General features: G+C 44.8%; 18 protein-coding genes and 1 riboswitch. Of the genes, 10 read left to right on the plus strand and 8 right to left on the minus strand.

Going from position 1 to position 19,832, the window contains the following annotated elements:
- The first annotated feature begins 47 nt into the window (after positions 1 to 47).
- The gene (locus BCU75_RS06560) at positions 48 to 248 is read left to right on the plus strand and encodes a DUF1107 family protein (RefSeq protein ID WP_004735283.1); all 201 of its coding nucleotides are present in this window, start codon (positions 48 to 50) and stop codon (positions 246 to 248) included.
- Positions 249 to 359: 111 nt separating this feature from the next.
- Here the strand turns inward: BCU75_RS06560 and msrA are convergent, their stop codons facing one another.
- A complete protein-coding gene (gene msrA, locus BCU75_RS06565; RefSeq protein ID WP_102473300.1) occupies positions 360 to 989 on the minus strand; it encodes a peptide-methionine (S)-S-oxide reductase MsrA in 630 nt (209 codons plus the stop codon).
- A gap of 195 nt (positions 990 to 1,184) precedes the next feature.
- Here msrA and tamA point away from each other — a divergent pair, with 195 nt between their 5' ends.
- The 3 genes from tamA (at position 1,185) to BCU75_RS06580 (ending at position 7,100) form a co-directional block, all read left to right on the plus strand.
- Positions 1,185 to 2,897 (plus strand): autotransporter assembly complex protein TamA, encoded by a 1,713-nt coding sequence (gene tamA / locus BCU75_RS06570; RefSeq protein WP_102473301.1) that lies wholly within the window; start codon positions 1,185 to 1,187, stop codon positions 2,895 to 2,897.
- Positions 2,894 to 6,652: an autotransporter assembly complex protein TamB gene (gene tamB, locus BCU75_RS06575; RefSeq protein ID WP_102473302.1), complete on the plus strand. Its 3,759-nt coding sequence runs from the start codon at positions 2,894 to 2,896 to the stop codon at positions 6,650 to 6,652. Before tamA ends, tamB begins: the two co-directional genes overlap by 4 nt.
- 94 nt (positions 6,653 to 6,746) lie before the next feature.
- The gene (locus tag BCU75_RS06580; protein ID WP_076675881.1) at positions 6,747 to 7,100 is read left to right on the plus strand and encodes a gamma-glutamylcyclotransferase family protein; all 354 of its coding nucleotides are present in this window, start codon (positions 6,747 to 6,749) and stop codon (positions 7,098 to 7,100) included.
- A gap of 90 nt (positions 7,101 to 7,190) precedes the next feature.
- Here the strand turns inward: BCU75_RS06580 and fbp are convergent, their stop codons facing one another.
- The gene (fbp, locus tag BCU75_RS06585; RefSeq protein WP_065207457.1) at positions 7,191 to 8,201 is read right to left on the minus strand and encodes a class 1 fructose-bisphosphatase; all 1,011 of its coding nucleotides are present in this window, start codon (positions 8,199 to 8,201) and stop codon (positions 7,191 to 7,193) included.
- Between the two features lie 270 nt (positions 8,202 to 8,471).
- Here fbp and mpl point away from each other — a divergent pair, with 270 nt between their 5' ends.
- From mpl to thiQ, 5 genes are all read left to right on the plus strand, one after another.
- Positions 8,472 to 9,830: a UDP-N-acetylmuramate:L-alanyl-gamma-D-glutamyl-meso-diaminopimelate ligase gene (gene mpl, locus BCU75_RS06590; protein WP_102473303.1), complete on the plus strand. Its 1,359-nt coding sequence runs from the start codon at positions 8,472 to 8,474 to the stop codon at positions 9,828 to 9,830.
- Between the two features lie 38 nt (positions 9,831 to 9,868).
- The gene (locus BCU75_RS06595; protein WP_016787846.1) at positions 9,869 to 10,492 is read left to right on the plus strand and encodes a flavin prenyltransferase UbiX; all 624 of its coding nucleotides are present in this window, start codon (positions 9,869 to 9,871) and stop codon (positions 10,490 to 10,492) included.
- Positions 10,493 to 10,535: 43 nt separating this feature from the next.
- Positions 10,536 to 10,655, plus strand: a riboswitch (TPP riboswitch).
- 53 nt (positions 10,656 to 10,708) lie between these two features.
- Positions 10,709 to 11,701, plus strand: coding sequence for a thiamine ABC transporter substrate binding subunit (gene thiB / locus BCU75_RS06600; RefSeq protein WP_102473304.1), 993 nt, complete (start codon positions 10,709 to 10,711; stop codon positions 11,699 to 11,701).
- Positions 11,702 to 11,797: 96 nt separating this feature from the next.
- Positions 11,798 to 13,411 (plus strand): thiamine/thiamine pyrophosphate ABC transporter permease ThiP, encoded by a 1,614-nt coding sequence (gene thiP / locus BCU75_RS06605; RefSeq protein WP_198593401.1) that lies wholly within the window; start codon positions 11,798 to 11,800, stop codon positions 13,409 to 13,411.
- The gene (thiQ, locus tag BCU75_RS06610; protein WP_102473305.1) at positions 13,411 to 14,115 is read left to right on the plus strand and encodes a thiamine ABC transporter ATP-binding protein; all 705 of its coding nucleotides are present in this window, start codon (positions 13,411 to 13,413) and stop codon (positions 14,113 to 14,115) included. Before thiP ends, thiQ begins: the two co-directional genes overlap by 1 nt.
- Before the next feature lie 113 nt (positions 14,116 to 14,228).
- On the opposite strand, the gene yjgA is transcribed toward thiQ, so the two are convergent.
- The gene (yjgA, locus tag BCU75_RS06615) at positions 14,229 to 14,753 is read right to left on the minus strand and encodes a ribosome biogenesis factor YjgA (RefSeq protein ID WP_017083748.1); all 525 of its coding nucleotides are present in this window, start codon (positions 14,751 to 14,753) and stop codon (positions 14,229 to 14,231) included.
- 118 nt (positions 14,754 to 14,871) lie between these two features.
- Here yjgA and pmbA point away from each other — a divergent pair, with 118 nt between their 5' ends.
- On the plus strand, positions 14,872 to 16,215 hold the full coding sequence (gene pmbA / locus BCU75_RS06620; RefSeq protein ID WP_102444453.1) for a metalloprotease PmbA: 1,344 nt from the start codon (positions 14,872 to 14,874) through the stop codon (positions 16,213 to 16,215).
- 155 nt (positions 16,216 to 16,370) lie between these two features.
- Here pmbA and mgtE read toward each other — a convergent pair whose 3' ends face one another.
- The 5 genes from mgtE to hpf all read right to left on the minus strand — a co-directional run bounded on the left by mgtE (position 16,371) and on the right by hpf (position 19,774).
- On the minus strand, positions 16,371 to 17,726 hold the full coding sequence (gene mgtE / locus BCU75_RS06625; RefSeq protein WP_017089958.1) for a magnesium transporter: 1,356 nt from the start codon (positions 17,724 to 17,726) through the stop codon (positions 16,371 to 16,373).
- Between the two features lie 148 nt (positions 17,727 to 17,874).
- Positions 17,875 to 18,150, minus strand: a complete 276-nt coding sequence (locus BCU75_RS06630) for an HPr family phosphocarrier protein (protein WP_004735299.1) — start codon at positions 18,148 to 18,150, stop codon at positions 17,875 to 17,877.
- Between the two features lie 2 nt (positions 18,151 to 18,152).
- Entirely contained in the window at positions 18,153 to 19,022 is an 870-nt protein-coding gene (gene rapZ / locus BCU75_RS06635) for an RNase adapter RapZ (RefSeq protein ID WP_102473306.1), read from the minus strand.
- 1 nt (position 19,023) lies between these two features.
- Positions 19,024 to 19,485 carry a PTS IIA-like nitrogen regulatory protein PtsN gene (ptsN, locus tag BCU75_RS06640; RefSeq protein ID WP_004738707.1) on the minus strand — a complete coding sequence of 154 codons (462 nt, stop codon included), beginning with the start codon at positions 19,483 to 19,485 and terminating at the stop codon, positions 19,024 to 19,026.
- A gap of 1 nt (position 19,486) precedes the next feature.
- Complete coding sequence (gene hpf / locus BCU75_RS06645; protein WP_004735302.1) at positions 19,487 to 19,774, minus strand: ribosome hibernation promoting factor; 288 nt, start codon at positions 19,772 to 19,774, stop codon at positions 19,487 to 19,489.
- Between the last annotated feature and the right edge of the window lie 58 nt (positions 19,775 to 19,832).

Genomic DNA, 19,832 nt, shown 5'->3' on the forward strand with positions numbered 1-19,832 from the left:
TGTTCAGGCTGCTAACTGTAGTACTCAAATGGAATTGAGGTTGTATTATGTTAAGAAAATTTTCTACTTATCGTCCACACCAAGTGGCGCGTTTCGTTAAAGTCCTGTTCAAAGGCCAGTTTGCTATTGAAGGTATCGGAGAGTTTCGCTTCGACCAAGGCAAAGTGCTTCTTCCTGAAGTTTCAGACAAACAAAAGCTCACCATTTTTAAAGAAGTTAACGGCACGATTGCTGCATTGCCGGTGTAGCTGAGCTTTATCGAGCTGTCTTGCATCAAATAGATTTATAGTGAAAAAGGGCTTCCTAATTGGAAGCCCTTTTTTAATGGGTGATGTTCTAATTGGTATGCCTAACACGCATTATTGCGGAGGGAAGCACACACCCGTACCGCCCAACCCACAGTAACCGTTAGGGTTTTTTGCTAGGTATTGTTGGTGGTAGGTTTCCGCGAAAAAATATTTTTCAGCAGGTAGAACTTCCGTCGTGATCTCGTTGCCTAATGATTCAGTCATTGCTCGTTGATATTCACATTTAGAGTGCTCAGCGATAGCTTGTTGCTGTTCGCTAAAAGTGTATATCGCAGAACGGTACTGAGTTCCTAAATCGTTGCCTTGGCGCATTCCTTGAGTTGGGTTATGGCGCTCCCAAAAGGTCTCAAGTATTCGAGATAAAGACGTTTGTTCGCTATCAAAAATGACACGAACGACCTCGGTATGGCCGGTTTGCCCGCTACATACTTGCTCATAAGTGGGATTGGCCGTGTATCCACCAGCGTAACCAACGGATGTGGAAATAACACCATCAAGCTGCCAAAACAAACGTTCAGCTCCCCAGAAACATCCCATACCAAGTAGGACTTCTTGTTGGGAACCTGTAGGAGCATCGAGCAAGTCAGTTTGATTGACAAAATGGCGCTCATTGATTTGAATTGGGGTAGCATTTCCTGGTAATGCGCTTGCTGCGGAAACCAGTTGTTGTTTGTTTAGCATGTTGTATTCCTTTTCGCATACGTCGACCGCGTTAGTTAATATTAGATCTAGGTTAATATTGTCTGTTGGTTCATATGAACTAAGTCTTTAAATTAGACCGTGTTATTCCAAGATTTATTACAGACTCAATGTCTTTTTAGCGGTATTATTTCTTTTCATTTATTAACGTATTGATAACTTCTTCACCAATTAAGCATGATAAGAAAAACTTTACCAGTTCTGATTGGCACTCTATTGTCATCGACGCTCGCTTTCGCTGATGTTTCCCTTGAAATTGAAGGGCTTAATGGGGCGCTTGAGGATAATGTTGATGCTTATCTGAGTGCGATTCCTGAAGAAGAGTATTCGGTTTCATTAAGGTTCCAATCCCGCTTGGAATCTATGATAAAAGAAGCTCTGAATGCGTTAGGCTATTACCATCCTCATATCACATTTACTCACTCCGAAGATGATGCTGAAATGACCGTTATGGTTGAGCTAGGAGAGCCTATTGTTGTTTATACTTCAGATATCGTTCTGACTGGTGAAGCCAAAGATGATCCAGACTTTTTGGCCTTGATCGCTAAGAGCAAGCTGTCTAAAGGTTCGATTCTTAATCATGGCAGTTATGATTCTTTGAAATCATCGATTCGCAACCTTGGGTTAGCGAAAGGCTACTTCGATGGGGCGTATGATCTTAGCAAGCTAGAAGTCGCTCCTGAATTAAACCGCGCTTATGTCCGCCTTCATTACAACAGTGGTATACGCTATCACTTTGGCGCGACCACAGTGACGGGCAGTCAAATTGAAGATGACAAAGTTCAATCTCTCAAACCATTTAAAGATGGCGAACCATACTCAATTACCAAAGTTGGCGAATACAACCAAAATCTTTCTAATACTGATTGGTTCTCTTCTGTATTTGTTGAACCCGATTTAAGTCAATTGGGCGAAGGCCGCGAAATCCCGATGAAGGTTAGCCTTGCTCCACAAGCACGAAATCAAATCGAAACGGGTATCGGTGTCTCTACTGACCTTGGCGTTAAAGGTACCCTCAAATGGAAGAAACCTTGGGTTAATTCATTAGGGCACAGCTTCAACAGTAGCTTGTCGATATCCAAACCTGAGCAGACGATTACAGCGGCTTATAAAATCCCATTGGATGACGTGCTTAATGACTACTATCAAATTAAGTACGGTATGAAGAACTTGGATAACCGAGATACTAAAAGCTTGGAGTCAAACTTAGCTCTAGAAAGATATTGGCGTCTGGATAATGGCTGGCAACGAACTGTGTTTATTCGATACTTAGTCGAAAACTATGAACAAGGTTTGCAAGATGACTTAGCGCAATTCGTATTGCCGGGTATCTCTTTCTCGCGAACTCGAACGCGCGGTGGCTCGATGCCGATGTGGGGTGACAAACAAACCATCATGGTTGAAGCGGGCGATGACACCTTATTGTCTGAAACTAAAGTGGTGCGTTTTCAAGGGCAAACGGCATGGATTCGCAGCATCGGTAACAATCACCGTGGTTTAACTCGCCTTCAATTCGGTGGTAACTTTGCCGATGAATTCGATAAGTTGTCTCCCTCGCTTAGGTTCTTTGCTGGTGGTGATAACAGTATCCGTGGTTATGGTTATGAGTCGATCTCTCCTCGTGATGAAAGTGGCGCCTTAACGGGGGCGAAATTCATTGCAACCAGCTCATTTGAATACCAGTACCGTTTGGTTGGAAACTGGTGGGGTGCTGCATTTTACGATATTGGTGATGCATTTAATGACAAGCCAGAGTGGAAGCACGGCACCGGTGTCGGGGTGCGTTGGGCATCGCCTGTAGGACCCGTCAGTTTAGACTTTGCGTGGGGGCTAGATACTGATCCTGGTGATGAATTTCAATTGCACTTCAGTTTAGGGCCTGAATTATGATCAAAGTGATTGGGAAGTGCGTCAAGTGGACGTCGATATCTTTGACATCGATTTTATTGCTATTGATTGCCCTTTTGGGGTTTGTGTTATTCACCAATCCAGGATTAAACACAGTGTTGTGGGGAGCTGAAAAAGCACTACCACAACTTAAAGTGGAAAGCACCCAAGGGGCTCTGTTCCCAAGCTTTACGCTTAATAATGTGCAATTTAAAGATGACAGCTTGCATATCGACACCAAGGTTAAAAAGCTGAACTTGGCGATTAATCCTCGTTGTTTACTCGACCCTAAGTTGTGTGTCGACCGCTTAGCGATTCAAGGTTTGGATTTCGCATTTACTGAATTACCGCCAACCTCTACAGAAGAAGCAGAACCGACTCCGCCCGTGACATCGGTGAAAACACCACTACCAATAGTGATCAATCGTATCGCTTTATCTGATATTAAGCTGAATGTCTTAGGGCATGAAATCGAATGGGGTTTGTTCTCAACGGCTCTGAGTATGCAGGGGGAAACGCTAACGGTATCGCCAACCTTGTTCAATGACCTAAAAGTTAAGCTCGCTGAATCGACAGAAGAACCGCAAACAGAAACGGTAGAACCAGAGGCTGACACTAAAATGGCTATCGAGTTACCTGAAGTCTTAATTCCTTTGCAGGTTGTACTTGAGCGTTTTGACCTAAACCGTTTCACCTTAGAACAAGAAACCCCAATTGTAGTGAACCACCTTGGGTTAGAAGCTCGAGCAGGTAAACATACGGTTGATGTTTCAACTCTAGAACTCGATATGCCACAAGTAAGTGCGAATCTAGCGACGAAGGTTGAGCTTAAAGGTGGCTATCCGTTAGATCTTTATTTAGATGCTTTGGTGAAAGAAACCGACCTCGCTGGTCAGAAGTTATCGCTGAAAGCACAAGGCAGCGTGGCTAAGTTAAGCCTAGATTCTCAGTTTTCTGAGCTAATTGAGGCAAAGTTGTCTGGTGATATTCAACCCTTAGAGCCGAATCTGCCATTTGACCTTCTTTTAGAGGGCGGACAAGCGCAGTGGCCTCTTACCGGAAACAGCGATTACCAAGCGACAATTGAGCAGTTCAAAGCTGATGGCTCACTAGATGGTTTCAATGTTCTACTTAAAGGCGAGGCCGATGGTAAGGAAATTCCAGCGTTAGCCATCGACCTGCAAGGCAAAGGTACTACAGAACAGATTGAACTTGAACGCTTGAAACTGAATACCTTGGGTGGCGAACTAAATGGTGTAGTCAAAGCGAACTGGAAGAAGCTCGTTAATTGGCAAGCTGATGTAACACTTAAAGATATTCAACCGGGTCTACAGTGGCCAGAAGCCGAGGGTAACATTAGCGGAAGTATCGTCACCTCGGGTGAGTTGACGGAAGCAGGTGGTTGGGCGATTGAACTGCCTAAGCTCGATATCGAAGGGGTCTTGCGAGAATACCCTCTGGATATTGAAGGGCAGTTGTCAGCGTCAGATCGCAGCGCGAGCGGTGAACCAAAGCTGAAAACCAGCGGTTTGAGCTTGGCTCATGGTGTTAACTCGATTAAGGCACAAGGGCAACTTGATAAGCAATGGGACATGGGCGTTGAGATCTTCTTCCCTGAGCTCGCAAAAAGTACTCCTGAGTTGAAAGGTAGAGTGATCGGTAGCATCCAACTGAGCGGCCCAACGAAAGAGCCTGAGGTCGATCTTGCTTTAAATGTTGATAAGGTCGATTGGAATAACGAGGCTACACTGGAATCTTTGTCGCTCAATGGCTCTGTGGTTCCACTACCATTGCCTGAAGCTCAAGCCGATCTTGTACTAAAAGCTAAGAACTTAACCTACCAAGAACAAAGCGTGGAAAGTATTGACCTTACAGTGAGTGGTGGCGAGAAGAAACACACAGTGACACTTGATGTGATATCCGACATCGTGTCTACAAGCTTAGCTATTTCCGGTGAGTTGATTCAAAAGCCTTCTCTTATTTGGGATGGGTCGTTAGACAGAGTCAAAATTATCACTCAGCAAGGTCCTTGGGTGTTAGATCAACCTGTCGCGATTAAGGCGGATGTTGACAAGCAGTTTGCTGATGTACAAGCGCACTGTTGGAAACAATCTAGTTCGAGTGTGTGTTTGGATGAAGACGTTCGTGTCGGAAAGTCGGGTGAGGCCAAGCTAGCCATCAACCAATTCGATTTCGAGCTGATTAAAGCCTTTGTGCCTAAAGAGACACAATTACAGGGCTTGGTTAATGCGACCGCTCATGCTAAGTGGTCTGAACAAGGTGAACCAGAAGTTACGGTAAGTGTTGATATGCCGAAGGGGCAGGTTGTTCAACAAGTTGGTGAGCCAATCACACTGGGTTGGGAAAGCGTTGTATTGAATGCACAGCTGAAAGACAACAAACTGGATGCCGATTTTAAGCTGGATGTTTCCGATAATGGTGACCTATCTGGCACTGTGTCGTTACCTGACATTCTCGCTGAGGACAAATTGGTTGATGCGGCACTTAAGCTGACGACGTTCCATCTGGATTTCTTACAACCAATTCTCGGTGAATACAGCATGCTGAAGGCTGACCTTGAGAGTGATTTAAAAGTGCAAGGTTCTCTGATGCACCCTCAAGTCTTCGGTCAATTCTCAGTTGATGGGATTCAAGTAAAGGGGGATGTAACGCCTGTTGATGTTAAAGATGGTCGTATTGATCTCGACTTTGATGGTTATAGTGCGAAGCTTGATGCGAATGTCGAAACGCCGGATGGTCATCTTGATATCGAGGGTTCTGGCGATTGGCAGGATCTTCAAGCGTGGCGTTCGAATGTCCGAATCTTTGCAGACGAGCTGTTGGTTGATGTTCCCCCTATGGTCAAGGTTAAAGTTGTCCCCGACATGACCATTGATGTGACCCCTAAACTAGCCAAGATTACGGGTGATATTAAACTGCCTTGGGGGCGAATTCTGGTCGAAGACCTGCCTCCTTCAGCTGTCGGCGTTTCTTCTGATCAGGTGATTTTAAACAAAGACCTCGAACCCGAGACGGAGTCGACGATCCCATTTGATGTTGTGACCAATATAAATATTTCGATTGGAGATGACTTTAAACTCTCTGCCTTCGGCCTTGAAGGTGATTTGGTCGGTAAGCTTAACGTGGCTCAAAAAGATCAAGGTCCATTTATTACAGGTGAAGTGAACATCGTCGATGGTACTTATCAATCATTCGGACAAGACTTGTTGATCGAAGAAGGTAAGATTCTAATGAATGGTCCTCCGGATCAGCCATACGTAGCGATCAATGCAATACGTAACCCTGATAATACTCAGGATGATGTGACCGCGGGTATTCGAGTGACAGGCCCTGCCACAGAGCCGACCATCGAGATCTATTCTGACCCTGCGATGCCTCAAGCAAATGCGCTGTCTTATATTTTGCGTGGCCAAGATATTGATGGTGAGTCGAGCGGTTCGATGACAACCACCTTAATTGGCTTGAGCTTGGCGAAGAGCGGTAAGGTTGTCGGCGAAATTGGCGAAGCATTTGGTGTGCAAGATTTACAACTGGATACCGCAGGATCGGGGGATGACTCTCAAGTTACGGTCAGTGGCTACATTCTGCCTGGTTTACAGGTGAAGTATGGCGTGGGTATCTTCAACTCGTTGGGTGAGTTTACCGTTCGCTATCGATTGATGCAGGATCTCTATGTTGAAGCTGTGTCTGGTCTAGATAGTGCTGTGGATCTTCTCTATCAATTTGAGTTTGAGTAAAGTAGTTTGAATTTTAATAGAGCTATCTGAGTTCGAGTAGATAACTTTTCAGCCATTCATTGAAGTACAAATATAAACGGCTTGTGGAGGGTTTATGCAGCATCTTGTGTTCGTCTATGGCACGTTGAGACAAGGCCAGTCCAATCACCTCTATTTGAAGAGTTGTGAGTTGTTGGGACGCTTTGATACACCAGAGTCGTTTGCCCTTTTTGATTTAGGTGCCTATCCGGCGATGATTTCTGGAAAGAAAAGTGTCGCAGGTGAGGTCTATATCATTAACGACGAAGTTTTAGAGTCGCTCGATCGGCTAGAAGATGTTCCTGTTGAGTATCGTCGCGAGCAAATAGAGACTATATTTGGATTAGCATGGGTATATTTATATCAGCTTGATCTAACAGCTAATAAAGAAATACTTTCGGGTGACTGGTGTAAGCGGAATAACTGTTAACCGCTATATATCTTTGAGTTATCAACTAAAAAGCCAGCATATAAATGCTGGCTTTTTTAATGACGTTATTTTGAGAAATAAACGAGAGGGTTAGTCTCGGTTAAGCTCAAGGAACTCTTCTACTTTGCGAACCATGTCTGTTGAGCCAACAAAGAAAGGTACACGTTGGTGTAACTCAGTTGGTTTGATATCCATGATACGTTGAGCACCGTCTGAAGCGATACCACCAGCTTGTTCCATAAGGAAAGCTATTGGGTTGCACTCGTAAAGCAAACGCAGCTTACCTTGAGGGTGGCTTTGTGTACTTGGGTATAAGTAGATGCCGCCTTTCAGCAGGTTACGGTGGAAATCTGATACTAGAGAACCAATGTAACGAGAGGTGTATGGGCGGTTATCACTCGGCTCATCTTCTTGGCAGTACTTGATGTACTTTTTAACACCCGTAGGGAAGCGGAAGTAGTTACCTTCGTTGATCGAGTAGATCTTACCTTCATCTGGGATCATCATGTTTTCATGAGATAGACAGAAAGTGCCCAGAGATGGGTCGTAGGTGAAACCATTGACGCCAGCGCCTGTTGTGTAAACAAGCATGGTTGAAGAACCGTAAATTACGTAACCCGCGGCGACTTGCTTGTGTCCAGGTTGAAGGAAATCTTCTTGTGTTGGCGGAGTACCAATAGGTGATACTCGACGATAGATAGAGAAGATTGTACCAACCGATACATTCACATCGATGTTTGAAGACCCATCAAGTGGATCCATCAATACGACGTATTTTGCGTTTTTGTTGAGCTCTTTATTGAAGGCAACGGCTTCGTCTTCTTCTTCACTCGCAACACCACAAACTTGGTCTCGGGCTTCAAGTGCAGCTTTAAACTTGTCGTTCGCGTATAGGTCTAGCTTTTGTTGCTCTTCACCTTGAACGTTGTCTGTACCAACAGCGCCAGTAATGTCGACAAGACCTGCTTTGTTAATTTCGCGGTTAACAATTTTTGCAGCAAGACGAATTGATGACAAAAGGGATGATAGATCACCGCTTGCATGGGGGAAGTCATTTTGTTTTGCAACAATGAATTCACCAAGGGTGCGCATCTCAGACATGTTATTTCCTTAAACTTCTCTGAATATTAGGGGGGATTTGAGCACTGTAGAACTAGCCTCTTATATGGGCTTTATTCATCTAGACGCTTACCTAAATTCTAAAGGTTAGATCTTTTTAATGGTAATGAACTAAGCGACACAGATCTCACTTACTATGTCGACTAAATTTGTTTTGCATTGTGACTCGCTTTTAATCGCCATTTAATGATAATGAGTGCAAGTAGTTTGATTTAGACATGGCTCATTTAGCCAAGCGTTTGGAAGCAATGTATGCATATTCATATCTTAGGAATTTGTGGCACCTTCATGGGTGGTGCTGCGGTATTGGCTCGTCAATTAGGTCACAAGGTTACCGGTAGTGACGCGAATGTTTATCCTCCAATGAGCACCTTGTTGGAGTCTCAGGGGATTGAGATTATTGAAGGGTTCGACCCGAGCCAATTAGAACCAAGACCTGACTTAGTGGTCATTGGCAATGCGATGAGCCGTGGTAACCCGTGTGTTGAATATGTATTGGATAACAACCTTAGATACACATCAGGGCCGCAGTGGTTGCAAGAGTTCTTACTGCATGACCGTTGGGTTCTGGCGGTATCGGGAACGCATGGCAAGACAACAACATCAAGCATGCTGGCTTGGATCCTTGAAGATTGCGGTTATGCGCCGGGCTTTTTAGTTGGCGGTGTGTTGGGTAACTTTGGTATTTCTGCTCGCCTTGGCGAAAGCATGTTCTTTGTGGTTGAAGCCGACGAATACGACAGTGCTTTTTTCGATAAACGATCTAAGTTCGTTCATTACCATCCAAGAACCTTGGTGATGAATAATCTTGAGTACGATCATGCGGATATTTTTGACGATCTTGAAGCGATCAAGCGACAGTTCCATCATTTGGTTCGTACTGTGCCAAGTAATGGACGAATTTTTTCACCGAAGCAAGATTCGGCGATTGAAGACGTATTGTCTCGTGGATGCTGGAGTGAGACTGAATCGAGTGGTGAGCTTGGTGATTGGGATGCGAAGAAGTTAATTAAAGACGGCTCTAAATTTGAGGTTTACTTCCAAGGCGAATGTGTTGGAAGCGTAGACTGGGATTTGGTTGGCGATCATAACGTCAACAATGCTTTGATGGCGATTGCGGCGGCAAGACATGTTGGCGTGACGCCTGATTTAGGGTGTGAATCGCTAGCGACGTTCATTAATACCAAGCGTCGCTTAGAGTTTAAAGGTGAAGTAGCAGGCGTTTCTGTCTATGACGATTTTGCTCATCATCCTACAGCGATTGAACTTACACTGGGCGGTTTACGTAATAAGGTCGATGCAAAGAAAATTATTGCTGTTTTAGAGCCTCGCTCTGCCACCATGAAGCGTGGTGTGCATAAAGAAACCTTAGCTGATTCGCTCAAACAGGCGGACTCTACCTACTTATTCCAACCGGATAACATTGATTGGTCGGTTCAAGATGTCGCAGACTCTTGTCACCAACCTGCACACGTGAGTGATGACATGGATGCATTCGTTGCTAAAATTGTCTCAGAAGCACAAGCTGGCGACCAAATCTTGGTGATGAGTAATGGTGGCTTTGGTGGTATTCACCAGAAACTGTTGGATGGATTGGCACTCAAAGGTTAACGACATCCACGACCTTATATTTTGAAGTAATTGAGAACATGACAAAACACGATAAAGCTATAACCCTCGCTTTCACTGGTGCATCAGGTGCGCCTTATGGCCTGCGTTTACTTGAATGCTTATTGGCGGCAGATTATCAGGTGTATTTACTGATATCGTCGGCAGCGCGAGTGGTGTTGGCGACAGAGCATGAACTTAAGTTACCTGCAGGGCCAGATGCAGCGAAACAAGCTCTGGTTAAACATCTTGGGTGTGACCCCGAAAAGCTGGTGGTGTGTGGCAAAGATGATTGGTTCTCACCGGTTGCCTCTGGTTCTGCAGCACCGAAGCAGATGGTGGTGTGTCCATGTTCTGCGGGAAGCTTAGCTTCAATTGCTCATGGCCTATCAGATAACCTGATTGAGCGAGCAGCAGACGTGGTGATGAAAGAGCGAGGCCAGCTGCTATTGGTGGTTCGTGAGACGCCATTTTCTACGTTGCATCTAGAGAATATGCACAAACTCTCGACCATGGGCGTGACGATTATGCCTGCAGCTCCGGGTTTTTATCATCAACCTAAGTCGATTGAAGACCTGGTCGATTTTATGGTGGCACGTATTCTGGATCATCTTGGTATTGAACAAGGTTTAGTGCCACGTTGGGGCTACGATCAACGTAATTGATCCAAACTTGATAGCTTATTGTTAAAAATCAAATTACAATTCTGAACACTCATCGGGGAGCGAACCATTCAAATAATGAATGCGAGCTGAGATCAAGCAAGTGCTTGGGACCCGTAAACCTGAACCAGATAATGCTGGCGTAGGAATTGAGTTAGGAACAACTTCTACCGTTCTCCTCCCTCAAACCTGTGCCGCTCAGACCATGGAGAGCGTCCAGTGAAATTCACATTAACAACTCTTGCTGTTACTACAGCCATCTCTTTTTCTGCCTTTGCTGCAGACAATACCCTAACGGTTTATACCTATGACTCTTTTGCTGCGGATTGGGGCCCTCGTCCTGCCGTTGAAAAAGCATTTGAAGAAAAGTGTGGCTGCGATGTGAACTTTGTCGCGCTAGAAGATGGCGTATCTATTCTGAACCGCTTACGTCTTGAAGGTGGTAACAGCAAAGCTGATATCGTGTTAGGCCTAGATAACAATCTGATGGCTGAAGCGAAAGCGACGGGATTATTAGCTAAGCACAATGTTGATACGTCATCAGTGACACTTCCGAATGGTTGGAGTGACAGTACTTTTGTCCCTTATGATTTTGGCTACTTTGCATTTATCTATAACAAAGAGAAACTAGCAAACCCACCTAAGAGCTTGAAAGAACTGGTTGAGCAGCGTGACGACCTCAAGGTTATCTACCAAGACCCACGTACATCAACGCCGGGTCAAGGCATGATGCTATGGATGAAGTCAGTATACGGTGATGAAGCGACAGCAGCTTGGAAGAAGCTCGCTCAGAAAACGGTTACTGTGACTAAAGGTTGGTCTGAAGCTTACTCTATGTTCTTAAAGGGTGAGTCGAACTTAGTCTTGTCTTACACGACTTCTCCGGCTTACCACATCATTGCAGAAAGTGATTCTAAGTACGCAGCAGCAAGCTTTGAAGAAGGTCATTACACTCAAGTGGAAGTGGCAGCGAAAGTTAAAGGCAGCAAGAACGAGAAACTTGCCGATGAGTTTATGGCGTTTATCTTAAGTGATGAATTTCAATCTGCGATGCCAACGGGCAACTGGATGTACCCAGTGACGGATATCGAGCTACCAAAAGGGTTTGAGCAGTTAACAGTACCGCATAAAGCTCTGAGTTTTACACCTGAAGAAATCGCCGCTAAGCGTAAGCCATGGATTCGTGAATGGCAGAGTGCACTTACTTTTTAAAAGATTAGTTTCCTAAAAGTCAGCTTTCTAACTTTCTGTATTTAAAGGTTCGTTCGATATTAATTGAGTGAACCATTTACGGTAAAAAATCAATTTATGATAAAGAAAACACCTAAGGTCGGGATCTGGGTTGCGATACTCATTACCGCCTTTGTGGTTTCAGCAGTTGGGGCATTGCTTAGCAATGCCCCTTCTCTTGATATCAGCCAAGTATGGTCCGATCCTTACTATTGGCATGTAACGAAGTTCAGTTTTTATCAAGCGACACTCTCAACTGTGCTGAGTGTTGGCTTTGCTATACCTATTGCTCATGCTTTGTGTCGCAGGCAATTTTTTGGGCGAGCTCTGTTGTTAAGGCTGTTCGCGTCGACCTTGGTTCTGCCTGTGTTAGTCGGTGTGTTTGGTTTGCTTGCAATTTATGGCAACAGTGGTTGGTTAGCTAAATTTTTGGTTAACTTCGACATTGAATTACCATTCTCGATTTATGGTTTGAATGGTATTTTGCTGGCGCACGTTTTCTTTAATCTGCCTTATGCTAGCCGTTTACTTTTACAAGCTTTGGATACCGTGCCTGCCGAGCAACACAAGCTGTGTGCGCATTTGGGCATGAGCCATTGGAATAAATTCAAATGGGTTGAATGGCCTCGTTTAAGGCAGCAATTACCACATGTTTGTGGTTTAGTTTTCATGTTGTGCTTCACCAGCTTTGCTACCGTAATGGCTCTTGGTGGAGGCCCGAAATCGACCACTATTGAACTAGCCATCTATCAAGCGATTAAATTCGACTTTGACTTACAGGTTGGTGCCTTGCTCGCGATATGGCAAATGCTGCTGTGTGGAGTGCTCGCGGTGAGTATTCAGCGCCTGTCGAAACCTATTTCAGTGACGGCCAGTCAGTTGTCGGAAGAGAAATATTTGGTTAAGGACTGCTGGTGGTCAAAAGCTTGGGATAGCTTTTGGATCATAGTAGTCTCAATGCTAGTATTGCCGCCATTAGCCATGGTTATCGTCAGTGGTATTAACTCACAAGTACTAACTGTGCTCAGCAGCGAACCGTTTTGGGCTGCGCTAATGACCTCAGTTAAAGTTGCGTCCTTAGCAAGTGTTATTGCCGTCGGTATTGGTATTGCGATACTCCTGACCAGCCGTGCATGGCGTTTGCAGAACAAGAACTTTAGAGCTGATAAAATCGAGCTGATTGGTACCATTATCTTAGTGACACCTGGATTAGTGATCAGTACAGGTATCTTCTTATTACTGCGTTCATTTACCGATGTATTTAGCTTAGCTTTCTTTATTGTGATTGCAGTAAATAGCTTGATGGCACTGCCTTATGTGATAAAAACCTTAGCCCAACCTATGCTGCATTTATCTCAACAATATCAATACGTGTGTGCAAGCTTGGGAATGACAGGTTTCACACGTTTTAGGCTGGTGGAGTGGCGCGCATTACGTAAACCAATGGCGCAAGCCTTCTCTATTAGTTTCATGCTGGCGATGGGTGACTTAAGTGCTATTGCCTTGTTTGGTAGCCAAGATTTTAGAACCCTGCCTTTGTATCTATTCCAATTGTTAGGCAGCTATCAAATGGAAGCTGCAGCGGTGGTTTCGGTGAGTTTACTGCTGCTGAGTGTGGGCAGTTTTAGCTTAATAGAATTTTTATTTACTCGAAGCTCAAAGCCCGATGCTAAAGAGTTAAGGAACCGATGATGTTAGTGATGAAAAAGGTGGACTACCACTATCACCGAGAGTTGTTTCGCTTTGATTTTCAAGCTGAGCAGGGCAACATTGTTGCGTTGATGGGGCCGAGTGGTGCTGGTAAATCAACACTGTTGGCGCTGGTTGCTGGGTTCATTGAGCCTACATCGGGTGAGATATCAGTGGCAGGGCAATCGCTTATTGGTAAAGAAGCGCACCAACGCCCATTGGCTATGCTGTTCCAAGAACATAATTTGTTTGCTCATCTCACCGTACGTGAAAATATTGGTTTAGGGCTGCATCCAGGATTAAAGCTTACGGCAACCCAAAAGCTCAAAGTTGAGCAAGCTGCCGCACAAGTAGGTGTTGCAGAGTATTTAGATAGATTGCCTGAGCATTTATCGGGTGGCCAGCGCCAACGTGTCGCGTTAGCCCGTTGTTTTGTTCAGCCTCATGATATCTGGTTGCTTGATGAACCTTTCTCTGCGCTTGATCCTTTGCTGCGCGAGGAGATGCTTAACTTAGTGAAGCGATTAGCGGCAGAGCGAAATATTACGGTATTGATGGTGACTCATCATTTAGGTGATGCACGCAGTATCGCGAATAAGTTTATTTTTGTGGCGCTAGGTAAGGTGTTGGTTGAAGACTCGATAGAGGTACTCACGGCTGATCACCCACAGCAAGAATTAAGCTCGTTTGTTAAAGCGGGTGAGTGACGACTGAATACTTCTTGATATTGAATACTTCTTGATATTGAAAGCGTGGAATACAAAAAGACCTAGCATGTGCTAGGTCTTTTAATATCTTTCTGAGTAAAGGGAGGCGAAGATTAGTCGCCTTGCTTTAGCTCTTTTAAGATTTGGAAGATCTCGCGAGAAGACTTCGCTGGCTTGTTCGCTGATTTCTCTTTGTTAGCTTGGCGAGCTAGCTGACGAAGACGTTGACGGTCTGCTTCAGGGTACATTTCCATAACGTCAGAAATGGCAGCATCGCCTTCTGCAACAACGCGGTCACGCAGTTGTTCTAGTTTGTGCAGTTCAACTGTTGCTTGAGAGTGTTTGTTGCGAATTTTATCTAAAGCCGCTTGAATTGGCTCTGGATCTACATTGCGCATTACTTTACCAATGTATTGAAGCTGACGGCGCTTTGCTTCGTTCTTAAAGCGCTGTGCATCTTTAATCGCTTGTGCCAAATCTTCAGACAAAGGAAACTTATCAAGAATAGAAGGCTTTAGTTCAACAAGCTCTTCTCCCAGCTTTTGCAGGGCGTCCATGTCCGTTTTCATTTCAGTCTTACTTACCCAGATGATTTCTTCTTCTGGTTCCCATGGGGCTTTTTGGTTTTTGCGAGCCATCTTTTCTGCCTATGTCACTATCTCAAACGAATATATTGCCTATTTTAGCAAGAATCTTGGGGAGAAAGCGAAATTCTTGTTATCCTACGTAATATTGACCTAAAAAATTAGAATAGATATGGATGTAAAACAGCAAGTCGCCCAGCAAAGAGTTGAGCTAGAAGCCGCAGTAGCTAAAGCGTTGGATATGGCATCAGTGAGTGCAGACGCAGCTGAGGTCGCTATTACTAAGTCAACGGGTTTAAGTGTTTCAACACGTATGTGTGAAGTGGAAAACGTTGAATTTAATAGTGATGGTGCTCTAGGTATTACTGTTTACCGCGGCCAGAAAAAAGGCAGCGCATCTACATCTGATCTGAGTGAAAAGGCAATTGCTCAAACAGTAGCGGCTGCGCTTGATATCGCTCAGTACACTTCTGAAGACCCATTTGCAGGTCCTGCCGCAAAAGAATACATGGTAAAAGAAATTCCAGATTTGGATCTTTTCCACCCTGATGAACCAAACCCTGACTATGCCGCTGAAATTGCGATTGCTGCCGAAAGACAAGCACTCGCCTACAGCGATAAGATCAAGCAAAGTGATGGTGCAAGCTATGACAGTCATTATGGCGTTAAGGTTTATGGTAACAGCCATGGCTTACTAGCAAGCTACGCCTCAAGTCGCCATAGCACGAGCTGTTGTGTGATTGGACAAGGCGCTAATGGTGAAATGGAACGCGACTACAGCTACACCGTTGCACGTCATCGTGATGAGCTATGGGCGCCTGAGCGTGTTGGTCAAGAAGCGGCAGAAAAAACCATCAGCCGTTTAGATGCTAAAAAGCTACCAACAGGTCAATATCCAATTATGTTCGCGAACGATGTCGCTACAGGTCTAATTGGCCACCTTGTGATGGCAATTAGCGGTGGTAACCTTTACCGTAAGTCTTCGTTCTTACTGGATCATCTAGGTCAGAAAATCTTGCCAGATTGGTTCAATATCTCTGAGCGTCCCCATATCTTACGTGGTTTGGCTTCAAGCCCATTCGATAGTGAAGGTGTGTTCACTCAAGATCGTGAAATCATCACCGACGGTGTGTTAGCAACTTATCTGCTAACGAGCTACGCCGCACGTAAAATGGATATGACACCAACAGGTCATGCGGGTGGTATTCATAACTGGTTCGTTAAATCGACCGGTCAAAACTTTGAGCAAATGCTAAAAGAGCTAGGTACAGGCTTCCTAGTCACTGAAGTGATGGGCCAAGGCGTAAATACAGTAACGGGTGACTACTCTCGTGGCGCTGCAGGTTTCTGGGTCGAGAACGGCGAGATCCAATACCCAGTATCTGAAGTGACGATCGCGGGTAACCTAAAAGATATGTTCACTCAGATTGTAGCGGTAGGTAACGACGTTGAAACACGTTCGCAAATTCAAACCGGTTCTATCTTGCTTGAATCGATGAAAGTTGCGGGTGAGTAATTAGCTTTAGTTTAAATCTGAAGCTCAAACCTGAAGCTTAAATCTGACGTATTAAAAAGGGAGCCTTGAGCTCCCTTTTTTGTATTCGGCGTTCTATCTTAAAATCAGCTATCTGTTTATTCACACTAGATAAGTATGAGTTAGATAAGTACGCTTTAGATGAGTATCGTAGCTAAGCCTAAGAACACCGATAGGCCAATCACATCGGTTACTGTGGTCAATGCCATACCGCCCGCAAGTGCAGGGTCGATATTCATCTTCTTCAGCATCACAGGAATGGTTACACCGGCAATACCCGCGACAATCAAGTTTGTCATCATCGCCGCCGAGATAATACCTCCTAAGATCCAATTGCCTTTCCAAGCAACCACGATACCGCCAATGATAACGGCCCATAGAATGCCGTTAAGGAAGCCGATAGAGGCTTCTTTGAGTAGTAGTTCGCGCTTGTTACTGTCACCGATGTGACCAAGTGCTAAACCACGAATGACTAGAGCGACGGTTTGGTTACCAGCAACACCGCCCATGGATGGTACGATGGTCATCAAAACAGCGATGGCTGCCATCTCATTCAGTGTCGCCTCAAACATGTTAGACACAGACGCTGCGGCGAGTGCTGCCAAAACATTTGCGCCTAACCACACACTACGACGACGTGCGGATTTTACGACCGGAGCGAAGGTATCTTCGTCATCGTCCATACCCGCCATACTCATCATTGAGTGCTCGGCATCTTCACGAATGACATCAACCACGTCATCGATAGTGATACGACCGACAAGGTGTTGATTACTATCGACCACTGGTGCAGAAACCCAATTACGACGTTCGAATAGGCTAGCAATATCAGAGGCGCTAGTTTCGACCGCGATCGCTTCGTCGGCATCTTCCATCACTTCGGAAACAGACACATCAGGCTGAGTCGTAATTAGTGTGCTGAGCGATAGGTTACCAATGAGGCGTTCGTCGTCATCGATAACATATAATGCATCGGTAGCGTCAGGTAATTCACCACGCATACGCAAATAACGCAATACGACCTCAACATCGACATCACCACGGATCGTGATTACGTCGGTATTCATTAACGCACCCGCTGAATCTTCTGGGTACGATAGTGCGGTTTCAACTAAAGCACGATCAACGGAGTCCATTTGAGAAAGGACTTCGCGAGAAACATCGTCAGGTAGGCTTCGAAGTACGTACGCGACGTCATCGGTTTCCATGCCTTCGGTTGCTTCTGCCAAGGTCTCTGGTGCCATTTTCGACACAAGAGCATCTTTGACGTCTTCGTTTAGTTCATCAAGAATTTCACCGTAGTCTTCTGGATCGGTGAGTTGCCAGAGTACGTCACGACTTTTGCGAGGGGAGGCTTCTAAAAGGTGTGCAATATCCTCAGGTTCCATATCCTGAAGTTGTCGGCGTACGTGAACAAATCGGCCGTTTTCTAGGGCTTCGCTGACTTCTTGGAGGGTTTGGTGAGCTTGGTCGAATTCTAATTGCTCTGCCATATTTTCCTCCTATCTCATTATTCTAACAATGCTTGGAATAGTAACTTAATTCTGGGGCTTATTTAAATCATTAACTTAGGTAGAACTAAGAATTAATATTGGTTGATGCGTGGTTTGAGTTTTAGAGGTTGTGAGTGAAGCGTTTTTGCTACTCGCCCTCATCAAACCGGTCTTCAATTAGGTGACAAACGGCATCAAGCGCTTGCTGTGAATCGGTGCCTGCGGCTTGGATGGTGATGTGTTGCCCTTGCGCCGACTCCAGCATAAGTAGCCCCATCACACTGTCTGCTGTTGCCGTTTTATCTTCTTCACTATGGATAGTGATGGTTGCATCAAAGCTCTGTGCAAGCTCAACCAATTTTACGGCTGCTCTAGCGTGAAGACCCAAGCGATTTTGGATCAGTACAGTTCGAGTTAATTCCATGGTTAGCCCTGTTGGTGCTTCTCTAGGGAGGCGTGTCTGATTTGAACTTGATGGCCAAGTTGTTCGAAGTATTCACCAATTTTCTGAGTTAGGTAAACCGAGCGGTGTTTACCGCCAGTACAACCAATCGCGACCGTTAGATAGCTGCGATTATTCTTCTCTAACATTGGCAACCACTGTTCAACAAAGCCTTGGATTTGCTGCTTGAGTTCAAGAACTTCTGAGTGTTTTTCAAGAAAAGAGTGAATGGGTGCATCAAGACCCGTTAATGGTCGTAGTGCTGGTTCCCAGTGAGGGTTTGGCAAAAAGCGAACATCAAACACATAGTCAGCATCACTTGGTAGTCCGTATTTGAAACCGAAAGATTGAAAGACAATGATCAGCTCTTGCTTCTCTTTGCCTTCAACTTTAAATCGAACCTTTTCGCTCAGTTCATAGAGGTTGCACTCACTGCTGTCAATCACAATGCAGGCTTGCTCTGCGAGAGGTGTTAGGAGTGTCTTTTCTAAATCAATCGCTTGCTCAAGAGATAACTTTTCCTGACCGATCGATAAAGGGTGAATTCTACGTGTTTCGCTGTAGCGTTTGAGCAGCGTTTGCTTACTTGCGTCTAGAAACAACACGTTCACATCAATATCTGTGGCGGCTTCTAGTTGTTCTAGTGTCTTTGTAACTAACTTCGGTTCTTTCGGTAAGTTGCGAATATCAATGCTAACAGCGACGTTTTGATTGATCTCGCGTACCGATTCGACGAAGTCGCTGAGCAGGTTTACTGGAAGATTATCAACACAGTAATACCCCAAGTCTTCAAGGACTCTTAACGCAACACTTTTACCGGCCCCAGATTGGCCACTCACAACGATTAATCGCATGTTATTGCTCGCAAGTTGGCACTTGGATCATGATGTCGTAAAGCTCTTGATCGCTTTGAGCATTACGCAACTGTTTAAGAGTCTGCTTGTCGTTAAGTCGTTCTGCCATACATGAAAGGGTTTTTAGATGCTCCTTGCACTGTTCACTTGGAACAAGTAGGGCAAACAGTAGGTCAACAGGACGATTATCAATCGCATCAAATTCGATTGGGTCTTGGCATTGCAGTAATACAGCTATCGCTTTATCACTGACATTCATACGAGCATGAGGAATAGCGATGCCATTACCAATACCAGTACTGCCCATTTTTTCACGGCTCAACATGCACTCAAACAGTTCTGTTGAATCTTGACCACAGCTTTCTGCTGCGATTTGACTGATGAGTTCAAGGGCTCTTTTCTTGCTTGTGCATTGGACTGCACTTTTGGTGCAGTCCAATGAAAGTACTTCGCTTAATTGCATGTTAGTGACTACTTAGCTTTTCTTTGTGCTTGTTGAGTTGGCGAACGAGTTTATCAACCAATGAATCAATCGCTGCATACATGCTTTCATCTGTTGCTGTCGCATGTATCTCCCCTTGATTTATATGCAGGGTAGCTTCCGCGATTTGATTGATTTTCTCAACTTTTAAAACAACCTGAACGCTATTGATATGATCAAAGAAGCGCTCAAGTTTGTCGAATTTAGTGCGAACATAGTCTTGCATTGAATCGGTAAGATCAACGTGATGGCCTTGAATATTGATTTGCATAGACTTTCCTTTTCAGTTGGTTGCCAAGTTATAACTAAATTAGTCGTTAACTAAATAG

Origin of the sequence: Vibrio splendidus, assembly GCF_002873455.1 — a bacterium.
Lineage (GTDB): Bacteria > Pseudomonadota > Gammaproteobacteria > Enterobacterales > Vibrionaceae > Vibrio > Vibrio splendidus_J.

What these genes read in the sequence shown, in the direction of transcription:
- ptsN (WP_004738707.1), bottom strand. Translation starts at nt 19,485, where the DNA reads ATGCAATTAAGCGAAGTACTTTCATTGGACTGCACCAAAAGTGCAGTC.
- BCU75_RS06560 (WP_004735283.1), top strand. Translation starts at nt 48, where the DNA reads ATGTTAAGAAAATTTTCTACTTATCGTCCACACCAAGTGGCGCGTTTC.
- msrA (WP_102473300.1), bottom strand. Translation starts at nt 989, where the DNA reads ATGCTAAACAAACAACAACTGGTTTCCGCAGCAAGCGCATTACCAGGA.
- BCU75_RS06580 (WP_076675881.1), top strand. Translation starts at nt 6,747, where the DNA reads ATGCAGCATCTTGTGTTCGTCTATGGCACGTTGAGACAAGGCCAGTCC.
- pmbA (WP_102444453.1), top strand. Translation starts at nt 14,872, where the DNA reads ATGGATGTAAAACAGCAAGTCGCCCAGCAAAGAGTTGAGCTAGAAGCC.
- mpl (WP_102473303.1), top strand. Translation starts at nt 8,472, where the DNA reads ATGCATATTCATATCTTAGGAATTTGTGGCACCTTCATGGGTGGTGCT.
- rapZ (WP_102473306.1), bottom strand. Translation starts at nt 19,022, where the DNA reads ATGCGATTAATCGTTGTGAGTGGCCAATCTGGGGCCGGTAAAAGTGTT.
- yjgA (WP_017083748.1), bottom strand. Translation starts at nt 14,753, where the DNA reads ATGGCTCGCAAAAACCAAAAAGCCCCATGGGAACCAGAAGAAGAAATC.
- hpf (WP_004735302.1), bottom strand. Translation starts at nt 19,774, where the DNA reads ATGCAAATCAATATTCAAGGCCATCACGTTGATCTTACCGATTCAATG.
- thiQ (WP_102473305.1), top strand. Translation starts at nt 13,411, where the DNA reads ATGTTAGTGATGAAAAAGGTGGACTACCACTATCACCGAGAGTTGTTT.
- tamA (WP_102473301.1), top strand. Translation starts at nt 1,185, where the DNA reads ATGATAAGAAAAACTTTACCAGTTCTGATTGGCACTCTATTGTCATCG.
- BCU75_RS06630 (WP_004735299.1), bottom strand. Translation starts at nt 18,150, where the DNA reads ATGGAATTAACTCGAACTGTACTGATCCAAAATCGCTTGGGTCTTCAC.
- mgtE (WP_017089958.1), bottom strand. Translation starts at nt 17,726, where the DNA reads ATGGCAGAGCAATTAGAATTCGACCAAGCTCACCAAACCCTCCAAGAA.
- tamB (WP_102473302.1), top strand. Translation starts at nt 2,894, where the DNA reads ATGATCAAAGTGATTGGGAAGTGCGTCAAGTGGACGTCGATATCTTTG.
- thiP (WP_198593401.1), top strand. Translation starts at nt 11,798, where the DNA reads ATGATAAAGAAAACACCTAAGGTCGGGATCTGGGTTGCGATACTCATT.
- fbp (WP_065207457.1), bottom strand. Translation starts at nt 8,201, where the DNA reads ATGTCTGAGATGCGCACCCTTGGTGAATTCATTGTTGCAAAACAAAAT.
- BCU75_RS06595 (WP_016787846.1), top strand. Translation starts at nt 9,869, where the DNA reads ATGACAAAACACGATAAAGCTATAACCCTCGCTTTCACTGGTGCATCA.